At 53.6% G+C, this 20,421-nt stretch carries 17 protein-coding genes; 7 read left to right on the forward strand and 10 right to left on the reverse strand.

Features of this window, described 5'->3' with window-relative positions:
* Positions 1 to 327: 327 nt before the first annotated feature.
* Complete coding sequence (locus tag LJE98_RS19865; protein ID WP_229577004.1) at positions 328 to 966, forward strand: hypothetical protein; 639 nt, start codon at positions 328 to 330, stop codon at positions 964 to 966.
* Between the two features lie 26 nt (positions 967 to 992).
* Here LJE98_RS19865 and LJE98_RS19870 read toward each other — a convergent pair whose 3' ends face one another.
* From LJE98_RS19870 to LJE98_RS19910, 9 genes are all read right to left on the reverse strand, one after another.
* Positions 993 to 2,459: a tetratricopeptide repeat protein gene (locus tag LJE98_RS19870; RefSeq protein WP_229577005.1), complete on the reverse strand. Its 1,467-nt coding sequence runs from the start codon at positions 2,457 to 2,459 to the stop codon at positions 993 to 995.
* 80 nt (positions 2,460 to 2,539) lie between these two features.
* Positions 2,540 to 4,717: a TniQ family protein gene (locus LJE98_RS19875; protein ID WP_229577006.1), complete on the reverse strand. Its 2,178-nt coding sequence runs from the start codon at positions 4,715 to 4,717 to the stop codon at positions 2,540 to 2,542.
* A gap of 2 nt (positions 4,718 to 4,719) precedes the next feature.
* Positions 4,720 to 5,118: a hypothetical protein gene (locus LJE98_RS19880; protein ID WP_229577007.1), complete on the reverse strand. Its 399-nt coding sequence runs from the start codon at positions 5,116 to 5,118 to the stop codon at positions 4,720 to 4,722.
* Between the two features lie 76 nt (positions 5,119 to 5,194).
* Positions 5,195 to 5,656: an AAA family ATPase gene (locus LJE98_RS19885; RefSeq protein ID WP_229577008.1), complete on the reverse strand. Its 462-nt coding sequence runs from the start codon at positions 5,654 to 5,656 to the stop codon at positions 5,195 to 5,197.
* Position 5,657: 1 nt separating this feature from the next.
* Positions 5,658 to 7,991: an integrase catalytic domain-containing protein gene (locus tag LJE98_RS19890; protein WP_229577009.1), complete on the reverse strand. Its 2,334-nt coding sequence runs from the start codon at positions 7,989 to 7,991 to the stop codon at positions 5,658 to 5,660.
* A 2-nt stretch (positions 7,992 to 7,993) separates the two neighbouring features.
* Complete coding sequence (locus LJE98_RS19895) at positions 7,994 to 8,764, reverse strand: hypothetical protein (protein WP_229577010.1); 771 nt, start codon at positions 8,762 to 8,764, stop codon at positions 7,994 to 7,996.
* Positions 8,765 to 8,767: 3 nt separating this feature from the next.
* Positions 8,768 to 8,914, reverse strand: coding sequence for a hypothetical protein (locus tag LJE98_RS19900; RefSeq protein ID WP_229577011.1), 147 nt, complete (start codon positions 8,912 to 8,914; stop codon positions 8,768 to 8,770).
* A gap of 585 nt (positions 8,915 to 9,499) precedes the next feature.
* On the reverse strand, positions 9,500 to 11,410 hold the full coding sequence (locus LJE98_RS19905) for an AAA family ATPase (protein WP_229577012.1): 1,911 nt from the start codon (positions 11,408 to 11,410) through the stop codon (positions 9,500 to 9,502).
* A gap of 43 nt (positions 11,411 to 11,453) precedes the next feature.
* The gene (locus LJE98_RS19910; RefSeq protein ID WP_229577013.1) at positions 11,454 to 11,894 is read right to left on the reverse strand and encodes a hypothetical protein; all 441 of its coding nucleotides are present in this window, start codon (positions 11,892 to 11,894) and stop codon (positions 11,454 to 11,456) included.
* A gap of 880 nt (positions 11,895 to 12,774) precedes the next feature.
* On the opposite strand from LJE98_RS19910, the gene LJE98_RS19915 reads away from it, so the two are divergent.
* The 5 genes from LJE98_RS19915 (at position 12,775) to LJE98_RS19935 (ending at position 19,345) form a co-directional block, all read left to right on the forward strand.
* Positions 12,775 to 13,203 (forward strand): hypothetical protein, encoded by a 429-nt coding sequence (locus tag LJE98_RS19915; RefSeq protein ID WP_229577014.1) that lies wholly within the window; start codon positions 12,775 to 12,777, stop codon positions 13,201 to 13,203.
* Between the two features lie 253 nt (positions 13,204 to 13,456).
* On the forward strand, positions 13,457 to 14,422 hold the full coding sequence (locus tag LJE98_RS19920; protein ID WP_229577015.1) for a hypothetical protein: 966 nt from the start codon (positions 13,457 to 13,459) through the stop codon (positions 14,420 to 14,422).
* A 69-nt stretch (positions 14,423 to 14,491) separates the two neighbouring features.
* Positions 14,492 to 15,118, forward strand: a complete 627-nt coding sequence (locus LJE98_RS19925) for a hypothetical protein (RefSeq protein WP_229577016.1) — start codon at positions 14,492 to 14,494, stop codon at positions 15,116 to 15,118.
* 12 nt (positions 15,119 to 15,130) lie between these two features.
* Positions 15,131 to 16,360, forward strand: coding sequence for a PIN domain-containing protein (locus LJE98_RS19930; RefSeq protein WP_229577017.1), 1,230 nt, complete (start codon positions 15,131 to 15,133; stop codon positions 16,358 to 16,360).
* A 2,121-nt stretch (positions 16,361 to 18,481) separates the two neighbouring features.
* Entirely contained in the window at positions 18,482 to 19,345 is an 864-nt protein-coding gene (locus LJE98_RS19935; protein ID WP_229577018.1) for a hypothetical protein, read from the forward strand.
* A gap of 9 nt (positions 19,346 to 19,354) precedes the next feature.
* Here the strand turns inward: LJE98_RS19935 and LJE98_RS19940 are convergent, their stop codons facing one another.
* The gene (locus tag LJE98_RS19940) at positions 19,355 to 19,945 is read right to left on the reverse strand and encodes a recombinase family protein (RefSeq protein WP_229577019.1); all 591 of its coding nucleotides are present in this window, start codon (positions 19,943 to 19,945) and stop codon (positions 19,355 to 19,357) included.
* A 157-nt stretch (positions 19,946 to 20,102) separates the two neighbouring features.
* On the opposite strand from LJE98_RS19940, the gene LJE98_RS19945 reads away from it, so the two are divergent.
* The coding region (locus LJE98_RS19945; RefSeq protein WP_229577020.1) for a hypothetical protein at positions 20,103 to 20,421 on the forward strand (319 nt) is incomplete at its 3' end.

Below are 20,421 nucleotides of genomic sequence, written 5' to 3' on the forward strand. Positions count from 1 at the left end.
TGTTTATTATAGGTTTCTCTTTTTTTTGTTTTGATGGCCTCTATCCCAACAAGGCTTTTGTTCAAAGTTGGGGACGAAAAGACTGTACCGGTATTCATCGCTACAGTGATTTCTGTTTTTGGTATAACAGCGCTAGCTTTCATGATTGGCTTTACAAGTGGGGAGGAAGGAATTGCTCTACTGATATGGCTGTGCGCCCATTTCGGCGCGTGGTGTTGCTTGGTTGGCTACGCAATTCATCGTCGTATGCAGTCCGAATAGGGTTCTGAACGCAGTCGTTCGCGGCAAGCACGTTTGACGTCGGTGACAATTGAAAGAGGTATTGCCATGTTAGATGCCGTATCCGAAGCCGCCAACGACGAGCGAGAGTTCTTAAAGCGACTGGTGATCGCCCACGCGGACATCCAGCAGGCTTTGAGTGCGATCACCTTCTTGGGCGAGGAGGTCGATGAGGAAGCGAAATACACGAAAGTGGAGTTGAGGCGCATTAAGTGCTTCAAGACCGCGTTCATTGTCGCGTATGGCCGTGCCTTCACGAGCAGTAAAGGCAGATACGACAAGCTTTCCCTCAAAAAAATTGGAATTCGTCTTACTGAACCCGAGCGCGAATTACATGAGTTGATTATTCAACTTCGGCAGAAGGTATACGCTCACTCTGATGAAGACTATGCGCATGTGAGGCTGGATGTGTGGACCATGGATATGCCAAGTGGGTCCTATGCCGTTCCTCATATGCAGTTCGACCATGGCCTCGAGTTCGCAAGCTTTTACAAACGTGACGCCGCTATCAGCCTAATGCGAAAGATAATGCATGGGCTATTCAGAACGGTCCAGGCGCTTGCATCCCGCCAACCTGAAACGTCGCTCTATGTTCAGCCATCAGCGAAAGATCCTGAGCCGGATTGGAAGGAAGTGGCCGTACAGGTCAACCAGGTCGCAATCGTAAGGTCATCTGAAGAGCTGTGATGTCACCTCGGATGGGGTAAGGTTCGTCAATCGCAGTCCGTGTATCCAGAAGTCATACAGGTGTGTGCTTTGCGCTCAGCGTCAGAAATTTGGACTTTATCCATTTTTTGTTCAAGCCAATCTCGGAAACTGCGCGCTTCTTCATGCCCGTTGGCAGCCGCAACGTTTGCCCAGAGATGTGCTCTGACGAGATTTTTCGGAACTCCTTCTCCTGTGTTATACGTGACCCCAAGATTGTATTGCGCTTTAGCGTGACCTTGTTCAGCGGCTAGTCGATAAAGTCGAACGGCTTCTGATATATTTTTCGGAACACCTTCTCCAAGATCGTACATGACCGCGAGTCCGAATTGGGCGTCTGAAAGACCCTGTTCAGCGGCTAGACGGTAAAGCCGGAACGCTTCGGACGGATCTTTTGGGAGCCCATCTCCATGATCATATCTGAAACCGAGGTCATATTGGGCTTCAGCGTGGCCTTGGTCGGCGGCAAGCCGGAATAGTTTAATGCCTTCAGACTCGTTTCGAGGAACCCCTTGTCCCAAAACATAGATAACACCCAGTCGATACTGTGCATCTGCAAGTCCCTGATCAGCCGCGAGACTAAGAAGCCGAATTGCTTCTAATGGGTCTATGGGAACGCCATGCCCTGAAACATATTGTAAACCAAGGAAGTACTGGGCCTCGGCGTGACCTTGATCAGCGGCAAGACGAAAATATCGGGCTGCTACCGACGGGTCTGCGGAGACCGCTTCTCCACCAATGTGCACAACACCGAGGCGGTGTTGGGCGTCTGCCAGGCCCTGTTCAGCGGCAAGTCTGGTCCACCGAAGCGCTTCTGACATGTTCGCCGAGACTCCAGAGCCTGTCGCGTATGAAACAGCAAGGCTATACTGGGCTTTAGCTAGACCTTGTTCGGCGGCGAGACGGAACAGTCTCACCGCCTCTGCGAAGTCTAAAGGCATGCCGTCTCCGCGAGTGTGCATAACTCCGAGTTTATATTGGGCCTCGGCATTCCCTTGGTCAGCTGCGAGGCGATAAAGTCGAGCAGCTTCCGACTTGTCTTGGGAAACACCGTCGCCACTTTCGTAAATCTCACCTAGCGAGGTTTGTGCAATATCTGAACCTTGATCAGCGGCAAGGCGAAGAAGTCGCACTGCTTCTGATTTGTCTTGGGAGACGCCGTCGCCCGTATAGTATGAGATACCTAGAAGAACTTGTGCTTCAACAGCGCCTTGGTCAGCCGCTAGGCGGTAGAGGCGGACGGCTTCTGATTTATCTATTGGGACGCCTTGGCCGCGATAGTACATTGCGCCAAGTCTTGATTGCGCATAGGCGTCGCCGCTATCGGCAAGAGCCTGAAACTCTCGAGCGGCTGTTTCGTAATCCCCACGACCGTAAGCCGCCATCCCAGCATCATAGTCCTGTGCAGATACCGTTGCTGGTGCGAGCAACAGCACTGAAGTCAAAACAAAACTTCTGAATGCGGAAATCTTCATAGCCAAAACACCCCTGCTTGAAACAAGGGTAAGTTGCGACATGACCGGCGGCAAACGGTGACGTTCCGAGTAGGCGTCTGCTACCCGAAATACCCGACCGCTGCCGACAGGAAATCCGCCGCCTCTTTCACCTCGTCTTCGCACCGAACAACCTTCACGAATACGGATGTCGGTTCGTCAACGTGATGACAGCCAAGGTCATCAAAGAGACCGCTGATGGGGGCCTTGTTTCTCTCAAACACCTCCCAGCGCCGCGGTGTCTTGGTCGGATCAAGTTCGAACAAGAGCTTGAAACCGTCATCATCGAGCAAATGAACATCGAGCGTCAGCTTCCTGTTTGTACTGCGGATGGTCGCTCCATCAGGTGGCACGGTTTCTGGTACCGCCAGGTTTGGACAACACTCTGCCACCTGCGTTCGAAACGATCGCCACATCTCGTTGCTGGCAACAGAAGGGTGGTCGGGGTCAACCGATAATCCCACGGCCTGCCTGACGAGTTTACGCTCAACAAATGTGTTGATGTGTTCGTTGCTAAAACTCGGGATCACCTTCAAATCAGCCAGCAAGGTCAACACTTCATGGGGCTGGCAACCGAGAGCATGTCGATAGATTTGGTGGTTCGCATATTGCTCATGGAAAGCCATCACATCAGATCGCGAAAGGCAGTTCTTGATGCCGGCTTCCACAAGTACACCGATTTCCATCAGGCGCTTGAGCCTGACATGAGGCACCCCCAACAGGACGGATGCTTCACCCACACTGATGAGCTTAAGGGCGGCATCGTTGGCGAGGATGCGATTTCGCTCGGGGCGGCGGTTGTCAGCGATGACCCGCAGGCTGGAGAGTTTTACGCCAGATGTCTTGTCTCGCCAGGATGAAAGCTCACCACTCATGAGTAACGACAAGACGGTCGCGACATCGAGCTTGTTCTGATGGGCATAGCTGCGCAGGGAGACGCTCTTGGTCCCGGGTTTCGTGCATGCTGCAGACAATACCTTGTGAATTACCGCTCGGACCTCGGTCGCCCGAAACAAGCGCTTGGTGCCTGAGGGGCGGTAAAAGGTCAGGTGGCCATCTTCTACAAGGCTACGCCATTCCCAGCTGGAAAGGCCTAGCTGGCGGTCGACATCTGCCGTTGTCAGAAGTCCTTTAATCTCGTTGCGGACAACATTCTTCTGCTCGCTTGTTAACTCCCAGGAAGCACCCGTCATAGGGTCCAGACCCATGGCACGATTAAGCTTGATGACGCCCGCAATATCCCAGCCGAGTTCCTCTGCCAGCGGCTTCAGAGCTTTTTCAGCAAAGAGGTCACATGGATCTTTCGGGGCCTTCCGACCGAAATGGCCAACGGTCTCGAAAGCCGTGTTGGAGGCCTCCTGGATGACATCCCAGATGCTGGCCTCGGACGTGTCGATCCGATTTTTAAGAGCGATATGCGCCCATCCCATCGCCTCGAGCTTGCCGGCTTTTTTCAGGTCATTGTTGACATTGTCCGTGAACCAGCTGCGCAGGCACTGGATGAGATGGTCGAGGTTATAGGCAAGTGCCTGCATGCCGAATTCGGCGTCATCGGTCAGTTCGGCCGGTGCCGTTTTGGCATATGGATTTCGAAGCCATCGGCCCAGGAATTCACAGACGCCGATAACGTCGTAAAGTAGTACCTTGTCCAGCAATTGGCGCGTCTGGGCGTGTTTATCTGCCATGCGCTCGAGGATCAGGTGTTCGAGAGAATCCTGAGGTTTTACCGACCGCAATGGAAGGTGTCGGGCAAGAATGTTACCCTTGGTGTCGGTGCTGATGTCACTCCACCACCAGCCGATTTCCTCACCAGCTTCATCAGTCTCATGCAAGGTTACCCCGTGATCAGGGCATGTTCTGAATGATACGATATCCCACCATGCGCGGTGATGACCAGATTGAGCAAGGCAACCAGGGCAGAAGCGGCGGGTTGAAAACGACATCTGTCGTTGACGCAAACGTTGGCCAGCGAGATCGTGCCAAGCCCCATCCGATGCCGCACTGAAATGTTTCAGGCTCTCTTTTTTGGGGTCGGGAATGGGTAGGTCCAGCAGGACATCAATTGTCTCTTCGGGGCCTAATACCCTTCCGTTCAAGCCAATTTCATTCGCATAGATAACCGCACTCGGCTGGCCCTCGTTTGCGACCAGCCGCAGAAAATAGCCATGGGCTGGCTCTCCGAACTCAGGATGCAACGACCAGCTTGAGAATGCATATCGACCGCCAAAGAGACCTGCCAATGTCACGACCTCCGAAAGTATTGACGGGTGTCGTTGACACGACCGAGTAACGTTGATGCCTGACGGAAATGCTCAAGGAAGATGCCGCTCGAGTTGGCATTCATCGCTAGCGCAGATGCCTCCCGAACAAGGTTCATCACCCGTCCGATCGAGCCGCCTGTAAAAGCATGAACGTCAGCTGCGACCACGACACTGTCAGCCAGTACCGAAGGTTGACGGAAGGGAAGGCGAGCATCGATCTTGCTCAGGAGAAGACGAAACTGGTTGAACTCTTCACCCTCATCACCCAGAGGCGCGAGGAATTTGTGTTTAAAGCCACCACGTCCTTCGATGTAGTCAATTCCAGCCACTACAGTTCGAACCTCGTCGACACCCACGAGCAGAACATTGAGAGTTTTCATGTCTGCAAGATCTTTCAGAAGGCTCAAGAACCCTTGAACCTGAGAGCGGGTTCTCTCGAGAAACAGGAACTGTGCGTCATCGAGAATGATGAGTTCCGTTCGTACGGTCTCTAGGCGACGAAGCACCATGTTCACCCGAGCCTGAGTTTTTTGCAGGGATCGAGCGAAGACCCGTTCTCGCGGCGATCGTGTCCGTCAACGACGACGGAGTTGTCTGGCTGGTCGCGGTAACGTGGATGACGCGATAGGTCTCACCAAATTCATCTGGTTCGGGGTTCTCGATGCCAGAGGCATAGAATTCGCAAATCGTTGACTTGCCGACACGAGAAGGTCCAAGCAAGCCTCCAATTGTTCCCTTGCCATGAGTTCCGTTCTCGAACGGGAAATGGAAACGGCGAATGAAATCCTCGCCCGCTTTGAACAACGGGTACTTGTAGAGAAGGCGCTCGATCATCGCCTGACGTTCATGGACGGGGCGAGATGCCGCCGCCTCACGTTCTTCTGCAGTTCGAAATGGGATCTCGTGAAATCCAGCCATATCAGTCCTCCCAATCATCATTTTGAACTGCAATGTCATCGATAGACGGAACGCCAGGGTGACCGAATTCATCGCCATCAGGCGAGGACAGGGACGGTGTTTCACCCTGATCGAAGATCAGCCGGTCATTTGTGTCGAGATCGAAGTCATCCGTCTCCTTAGGCGTTTTCGGAGCAGGCATACGCGCCCTTGCCAGCGGCGACCGAGGTTGCTTGCGCTCGACCTTGTTCGGGTGGGCAAGGTTCAATCGTGCGCCTTGTTCTTCCTCCGCCAGGATGACCGGCCGAGAGAACTCGATGCGCGAGGATTGTTTGGCAAGGAAGCGGGCAAGCTTTGTCGCGGTCCCATGCTTTTTGCGGCGGTTATGAACGTCAACGAGCGTTTGAGTAAGCTCCGCTTTTGCTTTCATCAGACGAGTGGCATTGGCCGCCTCGGTTGACTTTTCGCGGTAATGTTTAACGATCATCCGATGTTGCGAAAGCGTCAGTCCGCGGGCGTATTCTGCATACGCTCCAGACACTGGCACCTCGATATGTTCACCGAGCGCACCTGGCACTTCCACCCAGATCCGGCTCATGTCTGAGGGATCGCGCGTTGCACGGTATTTCGTCCCGTGAAACTTGCCTTGACCACGCTTGTGGCTGGCGCTCAGTTTCAGGGCATTCAGCTGGGCCGACTGATATTCAAGACCCCATCGCACAAGTCCGCTGTCGGTGATGCCAACTTCCCTTGCTTCACCAGCAAGTCGTGCAAGGATCGTGTAGTCCTGGATCGGACGGGCAGGCATGCTTGAAATTCCAGCCTCCCACAGGTCGGCCGGTACCGCAGCGGTGCCAGGAACTGGACCGAGGCCAAGGTGCGGTGTCTGATGGTCGATTTCTGCAAAGTAATAGGCGAGAAATCCGTTCAGCTCGGCCAGTTCGATGTGTGGCAAAGCCAGGTTTTTGTCATCGTCATATTTCTTGCGTTCATCTGGCGAATTGGTCGTTGTCCCTGGAAGCTTGTGAATAAGCTGGATGTTCAAAATGCCGAAAAGTCGTTCCAGCGCCCCTTTTTCCCACGGATGTCCAGGACGATAAGCAACAGTCTGCATACCGAGTTGGCGTGCCGCGGCCTTGATGTCGACGCCGATCAGGTGCTTAGCGTTGTCGACACCAAGTCGAAGGGGCAACCCATGATAAGGATAGCTTTCCACGGACGCAGGAAGGCTTTCCGGATCTTTCGGTGAGATTGCGTGCAAAAGGCCGTTGAGGAATGTTTCATAAGACGGCGGCCCAAAGCTTACATGCCAGCCAGTCTTGGTCCCCGAGAAGCGGTCCCGAAAGATGAGCAGATCAGGTCGACCAAAGGAGATGCCCTCGCCGAAAACCACAACGTCCAATGTCGTGTGGTCAACATCGACAATGTCGAGAACATGTCGCGGGCGTAGCTGTGTTAACCGATCCGCATATTTGCGATCAGCATACTCGTCTCCATAGCGCAACCCGTCTCGCGTATAGCGATCAACTTCTGCCAGACGACGCTGGATCGTTCGGTCAGAAAAGACAGGGTCAGCAACCCCCTCGGATCTGACCAGATTGGGAAACTCGGAATATCTCCCGTCAGGCCGTGACCACGCGTAGAGAAGTGCCTTCACGTCATGCCAATTGCCGTTGATGGAAATCGCTTCCTCTACGGCTTCCCGAATTGCAGCCTCTGCCGAACCTGGCTTCCGCTTCGAGCGGTTGCCAGGTCGCGCCTCGTCGGCGACCGCGGCAAGTGGGTCGAAGTTTCGGTCGATACGGAGCTTCTTCATCTTGTCATAGATTACCGAGATCGAAGGAGGGGCTTCCCCTCGCAAAGCGGCTAGGTCTTTGACTGCTTGGGTAAGGATCTTTCTGGAAGGCTTGCCATCGTTCTTGTCGACAAGGTGCTTCTCGGCAACTTCGATATATTCAAGATAGCGAGATGCTTTTTCGGCAGGCTTGCCAGTGAGGCTCAAACCGTATCCAGGGGTTCGCCCGTGCTCGCCCTCAGGTGCGACTGCGCTGACGGGAATGATGCGACCGCGCTTCTGCAGATAGTCGATCTGCCAGTATGTCAGGTGAAGCTCGAGAGCCTCTGTCGGGGCATGCAGGCGAACAACTTTCAGAGGCTGTTCGCCACCAAGTTTGACCCATTTCTGAACCTGATACGGCGTGTATGTCAGCCGACGCTCATCGAAGATGTTGTAGACATCGTTCGTTCGCATATCAAAAGGCTGAACCGCTGCCGCTCTCGGCGGTGTTTGCGGAATGTCGTCTTGAGTAACTCGTCCTGGAAAAGGGCGAATGGTTTCAAATCGCTCCATACCCATGATCAGGCTCCTTTCAGCTTGCGCCGACGCACTTCGGACGTGCCGGCAAAAATCCGCGACAAGTCGATGTCGAGTTCGCCCGAGATGCACATCTGCATGATCGCTGCGAAGACGAGATCGTCACCCTGATTGAGATATGATGCGATGAGGTCACCAACCTCATCGTCTGCCAGACAGGCGTTCCGAAGCTCTTTGATGGTTGACGGAAACTGGCAATACCGAAGCGATTGGAGAACCAAAGAAAGACCTGCCACATCCGCAGCCGTCTGCTTATGCCGCCACATGACCTTGAGATTCTGAAACAACGGATTGGCCAGAACACACCGTTCGTCATGGACGGCATACAGGCATCCCATGGCGTTTTCGCAGTGGCGTTTTAACGCAAGCGTCCGTCGTTCAATCCAAGGATTGGCCTCCTGTTCGTTGCACGGAATGTAGTCGATGAAGATGATCTGCCCGCCACGCATACGGGCGGCCACATCAGGAACATGGGCTTTCTTGACGGACTTGAAGTCCGTGATAGGCGACAGATACTCGATCGACATCGGGTATGCCGAGATCGCCTCCACCTCTGGGTCGGTATCCAGGTGAATGAGGCCGTCAGCCATCAAGGGCAGGCGTGCAAAGACCTCGAGTTGGGCACACTTGGTGGTCGGAAATGTAACGGGCAAGGTCCGATACATGGTGCCCCATTTTGGTGCCCACAACGGACTGTGAGCTACGGTGAAAACTTGCCTGGGGACGCCACGAATGCCAAAATCCCAGTTCTCCATGTCTCACACCTCCCAGGAAGAGGGGGTGTCAAATCCACCCAGTGAGAGGACGGACGCGAGGATGTCTTCGGGGAGCTGGCAAAGCTCACGAAGTGACGACGGCTTGATCGCCACTGCTGTTTTCAGCAGTTCAAGAGTGTTGAATACCATCTCGGTCTCCATTCCAGCGCAGCCCTTGGCGCAAGTGTTGACGGTCTGAACAGCGGTTCAGAGGGCTATCTCGGAGACGATCTGGAATGGAGATGCAGTAACGCTCGCGCTGACGCACGAGGTTTGGTTGGAGGTCAGAGCGTGACATGACAAAGCAGCGTGTACGTCACCGTTATTCGCGGTTTCGCGTTGCATATAGAGCTTGCCAGCGATGTGATGTTTGAAATTCATTCGGGGCTCCTCAACATCGGAAACATGACCTTACCCATGTCGCGGAGTCCTCCCTTGAGAGGTCCACCTCGAACCCGAACCACCCCTTTTCGGGTGATGCGGAGAACCAGAAGCTAACCTTCTGGCCATGAATAAATTCAAGTTGCCGACGGGACCATCCCGAGCGGTTCGAAGGAAAAAGGACAGGTGCCCCATTTCCAGACATTCCAGGATCTAGATATAGATCAAGGATCGCCTCTACGCCCCGGATACCGGTTAAGTTTTAAGAATTCGTAAACAGGACGCAAAAACGCGTCTTTTGTTAACTTTTCGCCGACCGCCTGCATTTCGGCAGCCGGCACGCCCGAATGGTGGCTAGCTGGCAATGCTCGCCATGGACATCTCATGTGCATGGAAAAGGTCTCTGACCTGATCGCCAGACACGATCTCTTCGACCATGAGCTGAGATGCCAGGTCTTCCAATTTCCCAAAGTGTGCTTCGAGAATGTTGATCGCCCTGTCGAGCTGGGCCTTCAGTCGCTGATCGACAAGCTTTCGCAAAGCTGGGTCGGCCAACCTCATTCGCTCGAGACCTTCATCTCCGTTGCCGAGTTCAACCGACAACGACGACCCCAGGCCAAGATGCCTTTCAATCCGAGTTGCGATGTCACTCGCCAGAAAGAGGTCGCTACTGTGAGCGCCACCTGCACCAGAGCCGTAGCATGAGAGCATGATGTTTTCCGCCGCGATGCCACCCAGCAGGAAAGCGATCATGTCGTTGAATTCGGCAACAGTTGTCGACGGCTTCTGTGGCAGTCTGATCTGATTATGGCCCGCGTTTACAGACCCCTGGCCGACCTCTCGTTTGACACGGACAAATCTGAGATCACCCACTTTCAGCGCAACCGAGATCAGAGCATGACCTGCCTCGTGAACTGCCGTGCGCCAACGAGCCTCATCCGTCAGTTTGACTGTCGGCGGCAGGGCCTGAAGCAATACCGCTTCCGACATCGCGACCTTCTGTCTACGAGTAATCCGTCGAGCCTCACGAACAAGTCGAGCAAGATCGGCACCCGACCAACCTTCGGTGAAGTCCACGACATCGGCCAGGTCCCCTGCAAGAACATCCTTCTTTGTGTGATGTCTGATGATCGCGGCCCGAGCTTCAGCGTCAGGCAACGGGATCTCGACAACAGTTTCAAGACGGCCCGATCTTAACAACGCTCGGTCGATGCCCGAGGCATTGTTTGTTGCGCCAAGGACCACAACACCTTCACGACCTTCAGTCGGATCAAGGCATTCAAGGAGTGTGTTGATAACTTGGCGACGATAGTCGACATGATCTTGATCGCCAGCGGCATCACGATCTCCGAATGAATCGAATTCATCGATGAAGAGCAGGCAGGGCTTCTTTTTCTCTGCCTCGTCAAACGCCGCTCTCATCGCTTTCAGCATGTCACCAAGATGGCCTTTGGCTTGCCACCTCCCAGCCGATGCCGACACAAGCGAAAGTTCACACTGGTTTGCCAAGGCTTCTGCATATGAAGTTTTACCGACACCCGGAGGGCCGACAAGCAGAGCGCCTGTGTCAACATCATCCCAGGTGATATTGCCTGCTCGCCAGTCGTTGAGATCCTGAGCAAGTTGCATGCCCCAGTCCTTTGCTGGCCCATAACCTGAAAGGTTTTCGAGTTTTGGGCCTGACCGTTTGACCTGTTTTTTGTTCGGTTTTGCTGTCTCTTCCTGCTTAACCTTTTTCAACTGCGCAACAGCTCTCAACAATGGTCGAGCCTGGCGAACTGCGGAAGAGACATCCCGCAGTGACGAGGCCGCCAAAGTTTCAGCGATGGCTTGATTCATACCGTGCATCGAGAGGTTTCTCGCGGCCACAAGGTAGTGAACTGCCCTCGGAGTCTGAACCTCGACCATGAAGTCAGCTGCCCTAATAAGATCATGAGAAAGTTCAGTCGCGTCTTCTGCGATGATGACCACCTGACGAAGGTTTGCGAGGCGCTCGAGCGTTCTGTTGGTATCGATCGGACCCATTGGCGTTGTCAAAACCGTAGCAACCTCTTGGCCATGTTCGTCAACGCGATGGGTTGAGCCGATGAGGGTTTTGACAGCCGATTTGAAATAATCGTCTGTGTCTTTTGGCACGACGATGATCGCGAAAAATGCAGGCATGTTGTCGCGCAGATAATGCCTGAGCGCTTGCCTTGCGACGCACATGGTTGCCGCAACGGCAAGGGTGGGGCGAGAGGCCCTGGAATGAAGGGTGTAGGACATAGTGATCTCCTGAAACGACGGGGAAAAACGGCTGGCTATGGGGTCAACGCGCTATTCTTCGGACTGTCGTTTCAGGCCCGATCGGTGCCTCATCGAGATCGATTTCGACGTATCTCGACAAGATCAGGGCCGAGATACCAGAGACTGGGCTCGTCTCGGAAAATGCTTTCAAGCATTCTACCAGCGGCATGCTGCCGAACTCATCAAGAGCCGTCAGCAGTCTCAATCTGTCAGCAAGCGTCACCGTGCAGTCGGCATACCGAAGGAGGTCCTTGGCGTTCTTCAATCGGAAGCCGTCATAAACTTCTTCGCGAGCAAGCACGCGGTAAGACGAACCGACTTCGGATGCGGCTTTTGAAATGTTGTCGATGCTGACCGGCAGACGCCGGTCAGGGGCGTCGATCAACATCGAACGGCCATCTTCGTTGAAAACATGGAAGTCAGGAACATGTCCTTCGGTGCCGCATCTGATCGACAGCGACATGCATCGCCAAGCCGTCACAGACGGGTTCACGTCGAGAATGCATGCCGTGTCTCGTGACACCTGGGATCTGAACATGGCAGGACCCTCGCACCGAACAGTGCCTCTCGGAGGAAACTGTCTGATTGCGCCAAGGGAACGGGTCGCACGAAGGGTTTTCGCTTGATTAGCGATGCTCATCTTGCCTCCAACGCACAGCAAACAGCCGCCGCGGGATTGCGACGGACAGGTTCAGGCTGTGCGTATGAAGATGAGCTTGATCTGATGCATGGGCCGACAAATAAAGATCGTTTTTTGAAAGTCAACACCCGGTTCTGAAAAAAGTAATCATTCAGGTGCTGCTTGACAAAAAACTTTTGTTCGCTATGTGTTCCTTCGCGCGTTCATGATGAATGCCTTACGGACAAGAACCATGACAGTTCAAGCGACCTCTATATGAAGCATATGACCGCAGGCTAATTGGCCCGTTGAATGTCCATATGCAGGAGGGATGTCCCATGTTTCCGAAAATCGATTTTCGAATAGCGTGAAGGCCCAAGGCCGACCTCGTTCATCTCGTCATCAACCTTTCAAGCCTCGTGAAATCGCGCACGAGGACAGGAGACTTCTGTCAGGAAATTCAAAACACGCCTTAACTCAGACTTTGTCGGCACGATCGCTGACCTGGAAGACTACGGCAATCAGCCCATGTCCGTCCGTGAACTCATGGACGAATTCGACGGGTGGCGAATGCGCCCAGACCTAGAGGGGTTGGTTGCCATCTGAGGCAGGCGTAATGCCCGACCAATAAGGCCAACACCACATATGGCTACCGTGACGGTTGCAAATGCCGTCACGGTCAATAAAGTCGGCGTGGCAGAGGGGTGATGTTTTGGGGGGCGGGTTGGAGCAAAGTCGATCAGAGGCAGACAAGAAGGGTGGCCACGACATCATCGCGTGCGTTGCGGCCATTTTGCTGGTTATTCCAGCGTTCTTTACCGCAATGATCGTTGCTTATATCTACACGTTGCTACTTACTTTTGTTATCGGTGAGGGGCATTGGATTCCCTATTTCTACGAGGTCTCCGTTCTTTGGTTCCCAGCCCTTTTGCGCGGAATGATCACTGGAGTTCTCGCGCTCACCGTAAGTCGATATTTCTTTCCGCGCTCTGATGTCAAATTCGTCGCTCTAGCTGTCTTCGCATTCTGGCTACTGACGATATCCGCTCTTTTGTTGATGAGCGGATTTATGCAGGGGTTTGATTTGAACACCGTCGGCGTAGTTTCACTGGTGATCGGACTCGCCGTTGGTCTGCGCATCGTTGCCACGTAACCGAGCGTGAGGAATCCGATCGGAAACCAGCCGAACATCAGAACATTGTGCGCGATCCTTGCCTCCAAACCGTGAAGGCTGAGTTGCAAATGCCGTAACGGATACTAAAGTTAAGGTGGTGCTAGTGTGGGGGCGGCGCAGGCTATCGGAGAGCTGGCTGTTACGTATTGGGTGGGGTGAAATGCGTAGATTTTTACGGCGTCTCGCATTGTCGAGTATGTTTGCGGCCACAGCTTTGCTCGGGAGAGCTGAGGTGGGGCACGCACAGGCTCAGGATTTCGCTCCCTTCTTCGTGTTGAACGATCTGCCGAACGTGATCGTCCTCGATGGTGAGATTGATTTCAGAACACCCTTGGCTTTCAGGCGCGCTTTGACCGCAAATCCGCAGGCGCATACAGTGGTGCTAAACAGTGGAGGTGGCTCAGTTCAGGCGGGTTTGCTGGTCGCTGAAGAAGTTTACGACCGGGGCATGAACACCATCATTCTTCCTGATTTCCAGTGTCTCTCGGCCTGCTCATTTGTGTTTCTCGCGGGCCAAGCGCGGATTGCAGAAGGCAAGCTGGGTGTTCACCAGATGTCAGGTTCTGATGACATCGAAGCGGCCCAGCTTAACTTGTCGGACGTTCTCGAGACGCTGGCGAAGTATGGGGTTTCTCAAGAGGTTATCACTCGTATGCTTCGAACGAAGGCTGAAGATATGTACGTCTTCACCCCGCAAGAAGTTGCCTCGCTTGGGATCACCCGTGCAGGAAAAGATAGCGCTCAGGTCGCTCCTTCGTTGCCACAAGCGCCCAGCATGGTTCCCAGTCAACCATCGTCACAGCAGGACGAAGCAAAAGCCAAGGCGTTCGTGTTGGGGCTGATCCTGTCTGGTTCTTTGCCCACGAACGATCTGATCCAGCTATCCCAGAACGCCTATGCCGAGAGCGTCCAATTCTATGGCAAGCAGATCACTCGCCGGGAAGTTCTGGCTGACAAAAAGCAGTATGCTGATCGTTGGCCCGTCAGGGTTTCCAGTGCTCGACCCAACACGATCAGAACGAGTTGCAACGTGGCGACCTGTCGGGTGACCGGCATTTACGACTGGCAAGTCTCGAACCCTTCAACGAAAAAGCGTCTGAGTGGGGTCGCCAGCTTCGACTATACGGTTGATATGAGAGGCTCTGGCTATCGTGTTGTCGCTGAAGAGGGAAATGTTATTGAGCGGCATTCGAGATGACATCCAAGTCGCGAATGTCATGCTAGGGCTTTGCAAGAAAGCTGGATGTGGGCATCTAGAAGAAGTGAAATGACTATCGATATGTCACTCAACGCCGCACAGAGCAGAACCTTAGCCGAGGTCGAGTTGTTGGTGCTTCGGAACGTAGAGGCGTCTGCTTCTCCTCCGACTGAATTCGAGGCAGCAACACTAGCAGAAGTCATGGCACTACCCCGTGTCCTCGTCACCCGGCCTCCAGAGGACCAGCTCTTAAAAATTGGTATGCGACGGAACGAGTGTCATGCGAACTGCGCTATGCAGGCCACGAACGATACCGAAGGAAGAAGTCGCCACGTCACTGGTTGGTATGTCAGTGCCTCGTCCCTTGTTCTGCATTCGGTGGCCGAGATCGAAGGCCAATGGTTTTGCCTGACGCCGCAGATCGTCAGAGGTCCCGACCAGTTTGAGTTCGTTCCAGATGAAGCAATCGAGTGGCGTGACGCTATCAACGGGATGTCGCGAGAACCTTACCGTAAGGGCGAAAGGTTGCCCGAAACACTTCGCAGATATCCCGATCTGGAAGTTCAGATGAGCCACGTTTTTAGATCTCTAGTGGCGTCTGGAATGTCTATCATCGCGGCTCGAGACATGGTTGATGTGACATTTAAGCAGAAGCTGCTCGATGAGCAGGCGCTTCAGGTAGACGCTGTTCTTTGAGCTCAAAGGGGAATGATCAGGCCTGCTGCAACTCTGCTTCCGAATCGCGGAGTGGTGTGGCATTTTGCAATCATGCCGATTGTAGATGAAGTTTCTCTATTAAAATTACTGGAAAGCGGCCAGATCGACGCACTCTCCGTCGATACCAATATCTTCGATGAAAAAGCGCTCCAGCTGAACGGCGCGGCGTTGCAAGCCATCAGCAGTCTGTCTGCTTTGCATTTCGATTTTCTCCTGTCTGGTACGGTCGCACGCGAAATTCGACGGCATCTTTTGCGGTCGACGACGGATTCGTTGCGTGGAGCAAAAAAGGCGATCGGGGCTGCGTTGGCAGCCTTCGACACAGACACCCCTACAAGGGATGACATTATCGCCATGATATCTGGTGGGCAGACAGCTGAAGAAGCTGCCGCCAAGCGGTTCAACGACTACATTCGAAATACCAATTGCCAGGTTCTCGATGATACGGCGTTGGTAGATACGGCCACCATATTTGACGCATACTTCGCGAGTGATCCTCCTTTTGGAACTGGAGCCAAGAAAAGTGAGTTCCCAGATGCGCTGGCCCTGTGGGCCCTTGAACGGATTGCGGAGCAACGAAACAAGGGAATCATTGTCGTCTCGAAGGACGGCGACTGGCTGACCTTTTGTAAGAAGTCGACATACCTTTACCTTGTCCCCGACATCGAGCGCGCTCTTTCGCTTATCAATCAGCCTCCAGTCATACTCAGGGCTGCGTTATCCAAATGGCTTGCCGAGGACTACGACGCTAAAGAAGAACTCCAGGATTGTCTCACCAACGAGGTCGAGAAACTGGAATTTATGGTACAGGGCAACGCTACGTCTGGAGAAATGGAAGCCTATGCAATGGCTCCAATGTTGATCGGCACGGGTTGGCCTGAAGTCACCGAAATAGACGTGCTTGAGATTGTAACCACGGATGGGGATCAGACCTCCGTTACGATTAGCCTGCCTCTCTTGCTAACACTGAAAGTGCCCATAGAAGTCGAGTTTTCAGTTTGGGACAGCATTGATCGGGAGTCGCTGAGCATGGGCGGCAAATCGATCGAATATGAAGAAGAATTCGATATAAGGGCGACGGTCGACCTAGCCGTTCAAGGTTTGGGAACTGACAATGAAAAGTTTAAACTCGTCGGATTTGGGCTTGATGCGAGCTATCTGGAAGTCGACTTGGGCGAAGTAAATGTATTTGAGCCTGAAGACTACGACATCGAAAATTAAGAAATTACAGACCTCAGGTCCCCGTTTGAGCTGAGTCCAAGCTAGTCTGGCGATGAGTCCGGGTTTTTTGGCGAGAGTCCGGCCTTATTGTGCGAGATGGACAAATGGTGGGCCCGGAGGCTGAGGCATAATCAAGCGTTTTCAGATGGTTAGGTGCCCCGCACCTGTAGAAATCTGCCATTGATTTCGTTTTTGAATAGCTAGCGTACCCCGCACCACTCTCGAGAAAGGCTCGAGGGTGACTTTCAGACTAGCTGCCCCCGCGAACCATCGGTTTGCACAATCACGCCAATTAGCTGAGCGGCTTGAGAAAGTCGGTGCCGACGTGTTCGTCTCGGATAGAGATCGATATCTCCTGCTGCTGCAGGATGCTCCTGGTGAGGTCATCGAACTCGGGCGACCCACCCGTGGATCGCGGATGTTCAAGGTAAATGCACGCCGCAGGAACATCCCGGTGGTGCGCGATTTTGAAGCGTTTGCGGTTGATATAGGGCTCCAGGATTGTATATTCTGGTGTGTAGGCATCCCTAACGCGAAGGTGAGCTCAGAGGCTCTGGAAGCCGGTCTCAAAGCGTTCAACTCGCTTCTGAATACCCAATTAAGCGAACTTCGGAAACGATGTTCTTTCGAGCTTCTTCTTCTCACGATTCATCCGCGTTTCGATCCCGTCAGCGGGCTTTTTGACCTCCACGCGCACTTCATAGCACGCATACCGCCTGCTGCGCGGGAAGCTGCAAAACGTCGGCTGACTGCCAAATTCTCAAAGGTGGACTTGCCTGATTACCCTATTCGCAAGGCCGGTGCGGTAGCTACCTACATGCTCTGGGGCATATGGCGAGAAAGCGAGATGCTTACGTGGCCAGATGACGCGCTTGCTGCAGCATGGGGACTGAGCCGCAAGCGCTGCCGCTTGTTTCGGGCAGGTGGAGGTTTCGCTAAATGGAGATCTGCGGTGCGTCCGATTACATCGAAGGCGAACTTGAAGCCCTGTGCGGATATCGTAGCTGCTAACAGGAAGGAGACGGCGCACTCACCCCGCCGTGAACCGACGACTGACCGGATACTAGCTCGGGTACTCGTTCGGTACGGCAGTCGCCGCGTCGCGGCTTTGCTATGCGAGAACCGCACAACGGCAGGCACCGAAGCTAGCTGCCCATCCGCTGTTCGCTCCGATGAATATTCTTCAGCGAATAGCGTCGTAACTCAGGAACGGGAACCGCTCAGAACCTGTTTGTCCGTCCTGTCTGCACAACAAGGAGAAATCGACAGTCGCGGCACTGGCGAGATAGCATCACGAAGCAGAAGGCTGTGCCGCGCATTTTGGGCTTTGGCAAGGATTCGAGGACCTCCATCATCTCGGCGATTCCTTGCTGCGTACGACGATATTAAAAGTGGCATGAAACATTTTTGCGTTCGGGGTGGCTGACAAGGCCTTTCAAGGTATAAAGTGCTAATAAAGCCACAAGCTCTCGCATTTGCGCGGTCCGAACAGACGGTTGCTTGCTATCTCATCGCAAGGATTCAAGTTTGGCTCCGTGCGGAGTCAGAATTCGGCATGGATCGCCGGGGCTAAGCATTGTTTTTCAATGGCTTTCCAAATGTCTCACGAAGAAATAAGCGGCGAAGACCGTGGGTTCTCTGGCTGATCCAGTGACCTCGAATCCTTGAGATGTTCAGCCTTCAAATCAAAACGTAGGCTCCAACCTTGAGGAACTTTGTTCCAATCCTTGAAGCTATCAAGGACTAAAAATATAGACAAATCAATGCTTTGATTCATTATTGAGCTGCCTCCGATGACGACGGAAGCCGATCGGGCATCATGCCCAAATATGATTGGAGTAAACCGTGAATAGCGACAGCCTTTTGCACAACACTTACCTCAACAGCCTCACCACTTCATGGAAAACTGAGCCAGCCTCCAGACCGTCACCTCTCCGATGTTCAGCGCGGTTTTCGAGCGGAAACCCAGTTGGATCTTCACAATAGCGAGGATTGCTGGGCTGACGAAACAGCAGGGTCGTTCGAGGAACGTCACCACCAGTTGCCTCACGGCTGTTTTGCTGCCAGCCAGCCTGACCAACTTCTTCCTCCACCGAATAGTTCGTTACCATTGAAACGGAGATGGTCGCCTTGCTGCCTACTCGCAACCTCGTTCTGAATCTCGCCCGGAGCAATCGGCTCGCCTACGCCATCGTGTTACCCAATCAGGACCTAGCACTGACGGAGCGCCTATATCGAAGGATAATCGCCAGGCTTTCCGATCCGGAAACCTTCGAATTTGTCTGGAAGGAACCAGGTATCCACATTGATTCCGAGGAGCTTACCCACTATCCGCACGTGGAGGCCGATGAACTCACGGATATCTCAACCTATCCGCTGCCTCACGAGCACGTCTGGATCGAGACCGCTGTGAAAGACCCTTTCGGCGGGCCGGATCGCATGTATATCTGGGATCTGCAGCGGACGAAAAATCGGAACGGGTACAACGCAATCCCATTGGTGTTTGTTGACGGGAAGCTGTGTTTCCACGGGTGTGAAATCGACTTTCATCCGGACATTGTCAACGATAACGGAACTCGCGGCGCATTTGAAATGTGGTGCCATTTTCCGGACTACGAGAAGACGTTCGATCCTCTCGAATTTCAGGATCATGCTCTCATGCTCGGACGCTTCCTGCGGCTGCTCTGCTTGCCCAAAGTACGAATTGAGACCACCAATCCAAATGAAAAGAGCAACGCTCGCCGCGTGAAGCGGGGCCAGACCGCTTTTGCTAAACGATCTATCGTCAGGATCGACCCCGAGGCGATTCATGAAGGATTATCGAAGGGCACAGTGAGAGGGGGGCACGCCTCTCCGCGTCCGCATCATCGGCGTTCGCACGTCCGCCGCCTATCGAACGGGAACGCCGTACCGGTTCGCGAGTGCGTAATCGGAATGTATTTCCGCGATGGGCCGCCCCCGCCGCAGACGTTCATTGTCGATTGAACGGACCGATCATGCTCGAAGAGAACCATCCGGTGCGATATGGCGGTAAAGCGTCTGCCGCGATACCGCCAATTCCCGGCATAGCTCAGCAACAACAGTTTGTGGATTTGCCATTGCCGCTTGCGCCAGCCGAAGTTTTGCGCTGGTCATTTTTGGCTTTCGTCCGCCTACTCGCCCTCTGGCGCGGGCTGCCTTCAGCCCCGCCATGGTTCGCTCGCGGATAAGTTCACGTTCGAATTCGGCTAGGCTGGCAAAGATGCCGAACATTAGCTTGCCTTGCGCCGTGCCGGTGTCCACGGGCATTTGCCCAGTGAGCACGCGCAAGCCTACGCCGCGTTTCGACAAATCATCGACGGTGTCGACCAGATGTCGCATGTCTCGCCCGAGGCGATCAAGCTTCCAGACCACCAGCGTATCGCCTTCGCGCAAGGCCTTGAGGCAAGCTTGAAGGCCGGGCCTGTCGTCTCGCTTGCCAGTCGCGAAATCATCGTAGATGCGCCCAGCCTCAACGCCAGCATTCAACAGGTCGTCCTTCTGAAGATCGAGTGTCTGGCTACCGTCCGATTTCGATACGCGAGCGTATCCGATCATTTCGCCCATTGGCCCCTCCGGTGATTTAAACGGTCGTTTCTGTAACACAAGGATGGGGGACAGGATCTTCGGCTGCAAGTTGTCATTTTTCCCGTCGCTAAATCCATGTTTCTTAAAGGGGTAGGCTCTAAACAACCGGGAACAGGATAGATGGAGTAATTGCAATATGGATGACTGGCGCTATAGCCTAATCGAGGACCTGAAATTTGATTGCGACAATGAAGAAATCGACTGGTCTGTGAACGACGACAGATCTGCACTGGGTAAGCATTTTCACTGGTGGGAAAAGACAGTCGAATCGATCTGGCTAAGCAAACATCTGACCACAAATGCGAGCATCGCACCTTTGGCGGGAGCGATGGAGCGTCTTTTAGGTGATGCTGTATACAGCGAAGATGACGAGTATCTCATAATAGAATTCAAGGCTTCAAAAGAACGCTCAGAATCAGAGATAAAAAAATTTCGTAAATCATCTATAGAAAAAT

It is taken from the genome of Rhizobium sp. 'Codium 1', from assembly GCF_020889605.1.
Lineage (GTDB): Bacteria > Pseudomonadota > Alphaproteobacteria > Rhizobiales > Rhizobiaceae > Allorhizobium > Allorhizobium algae.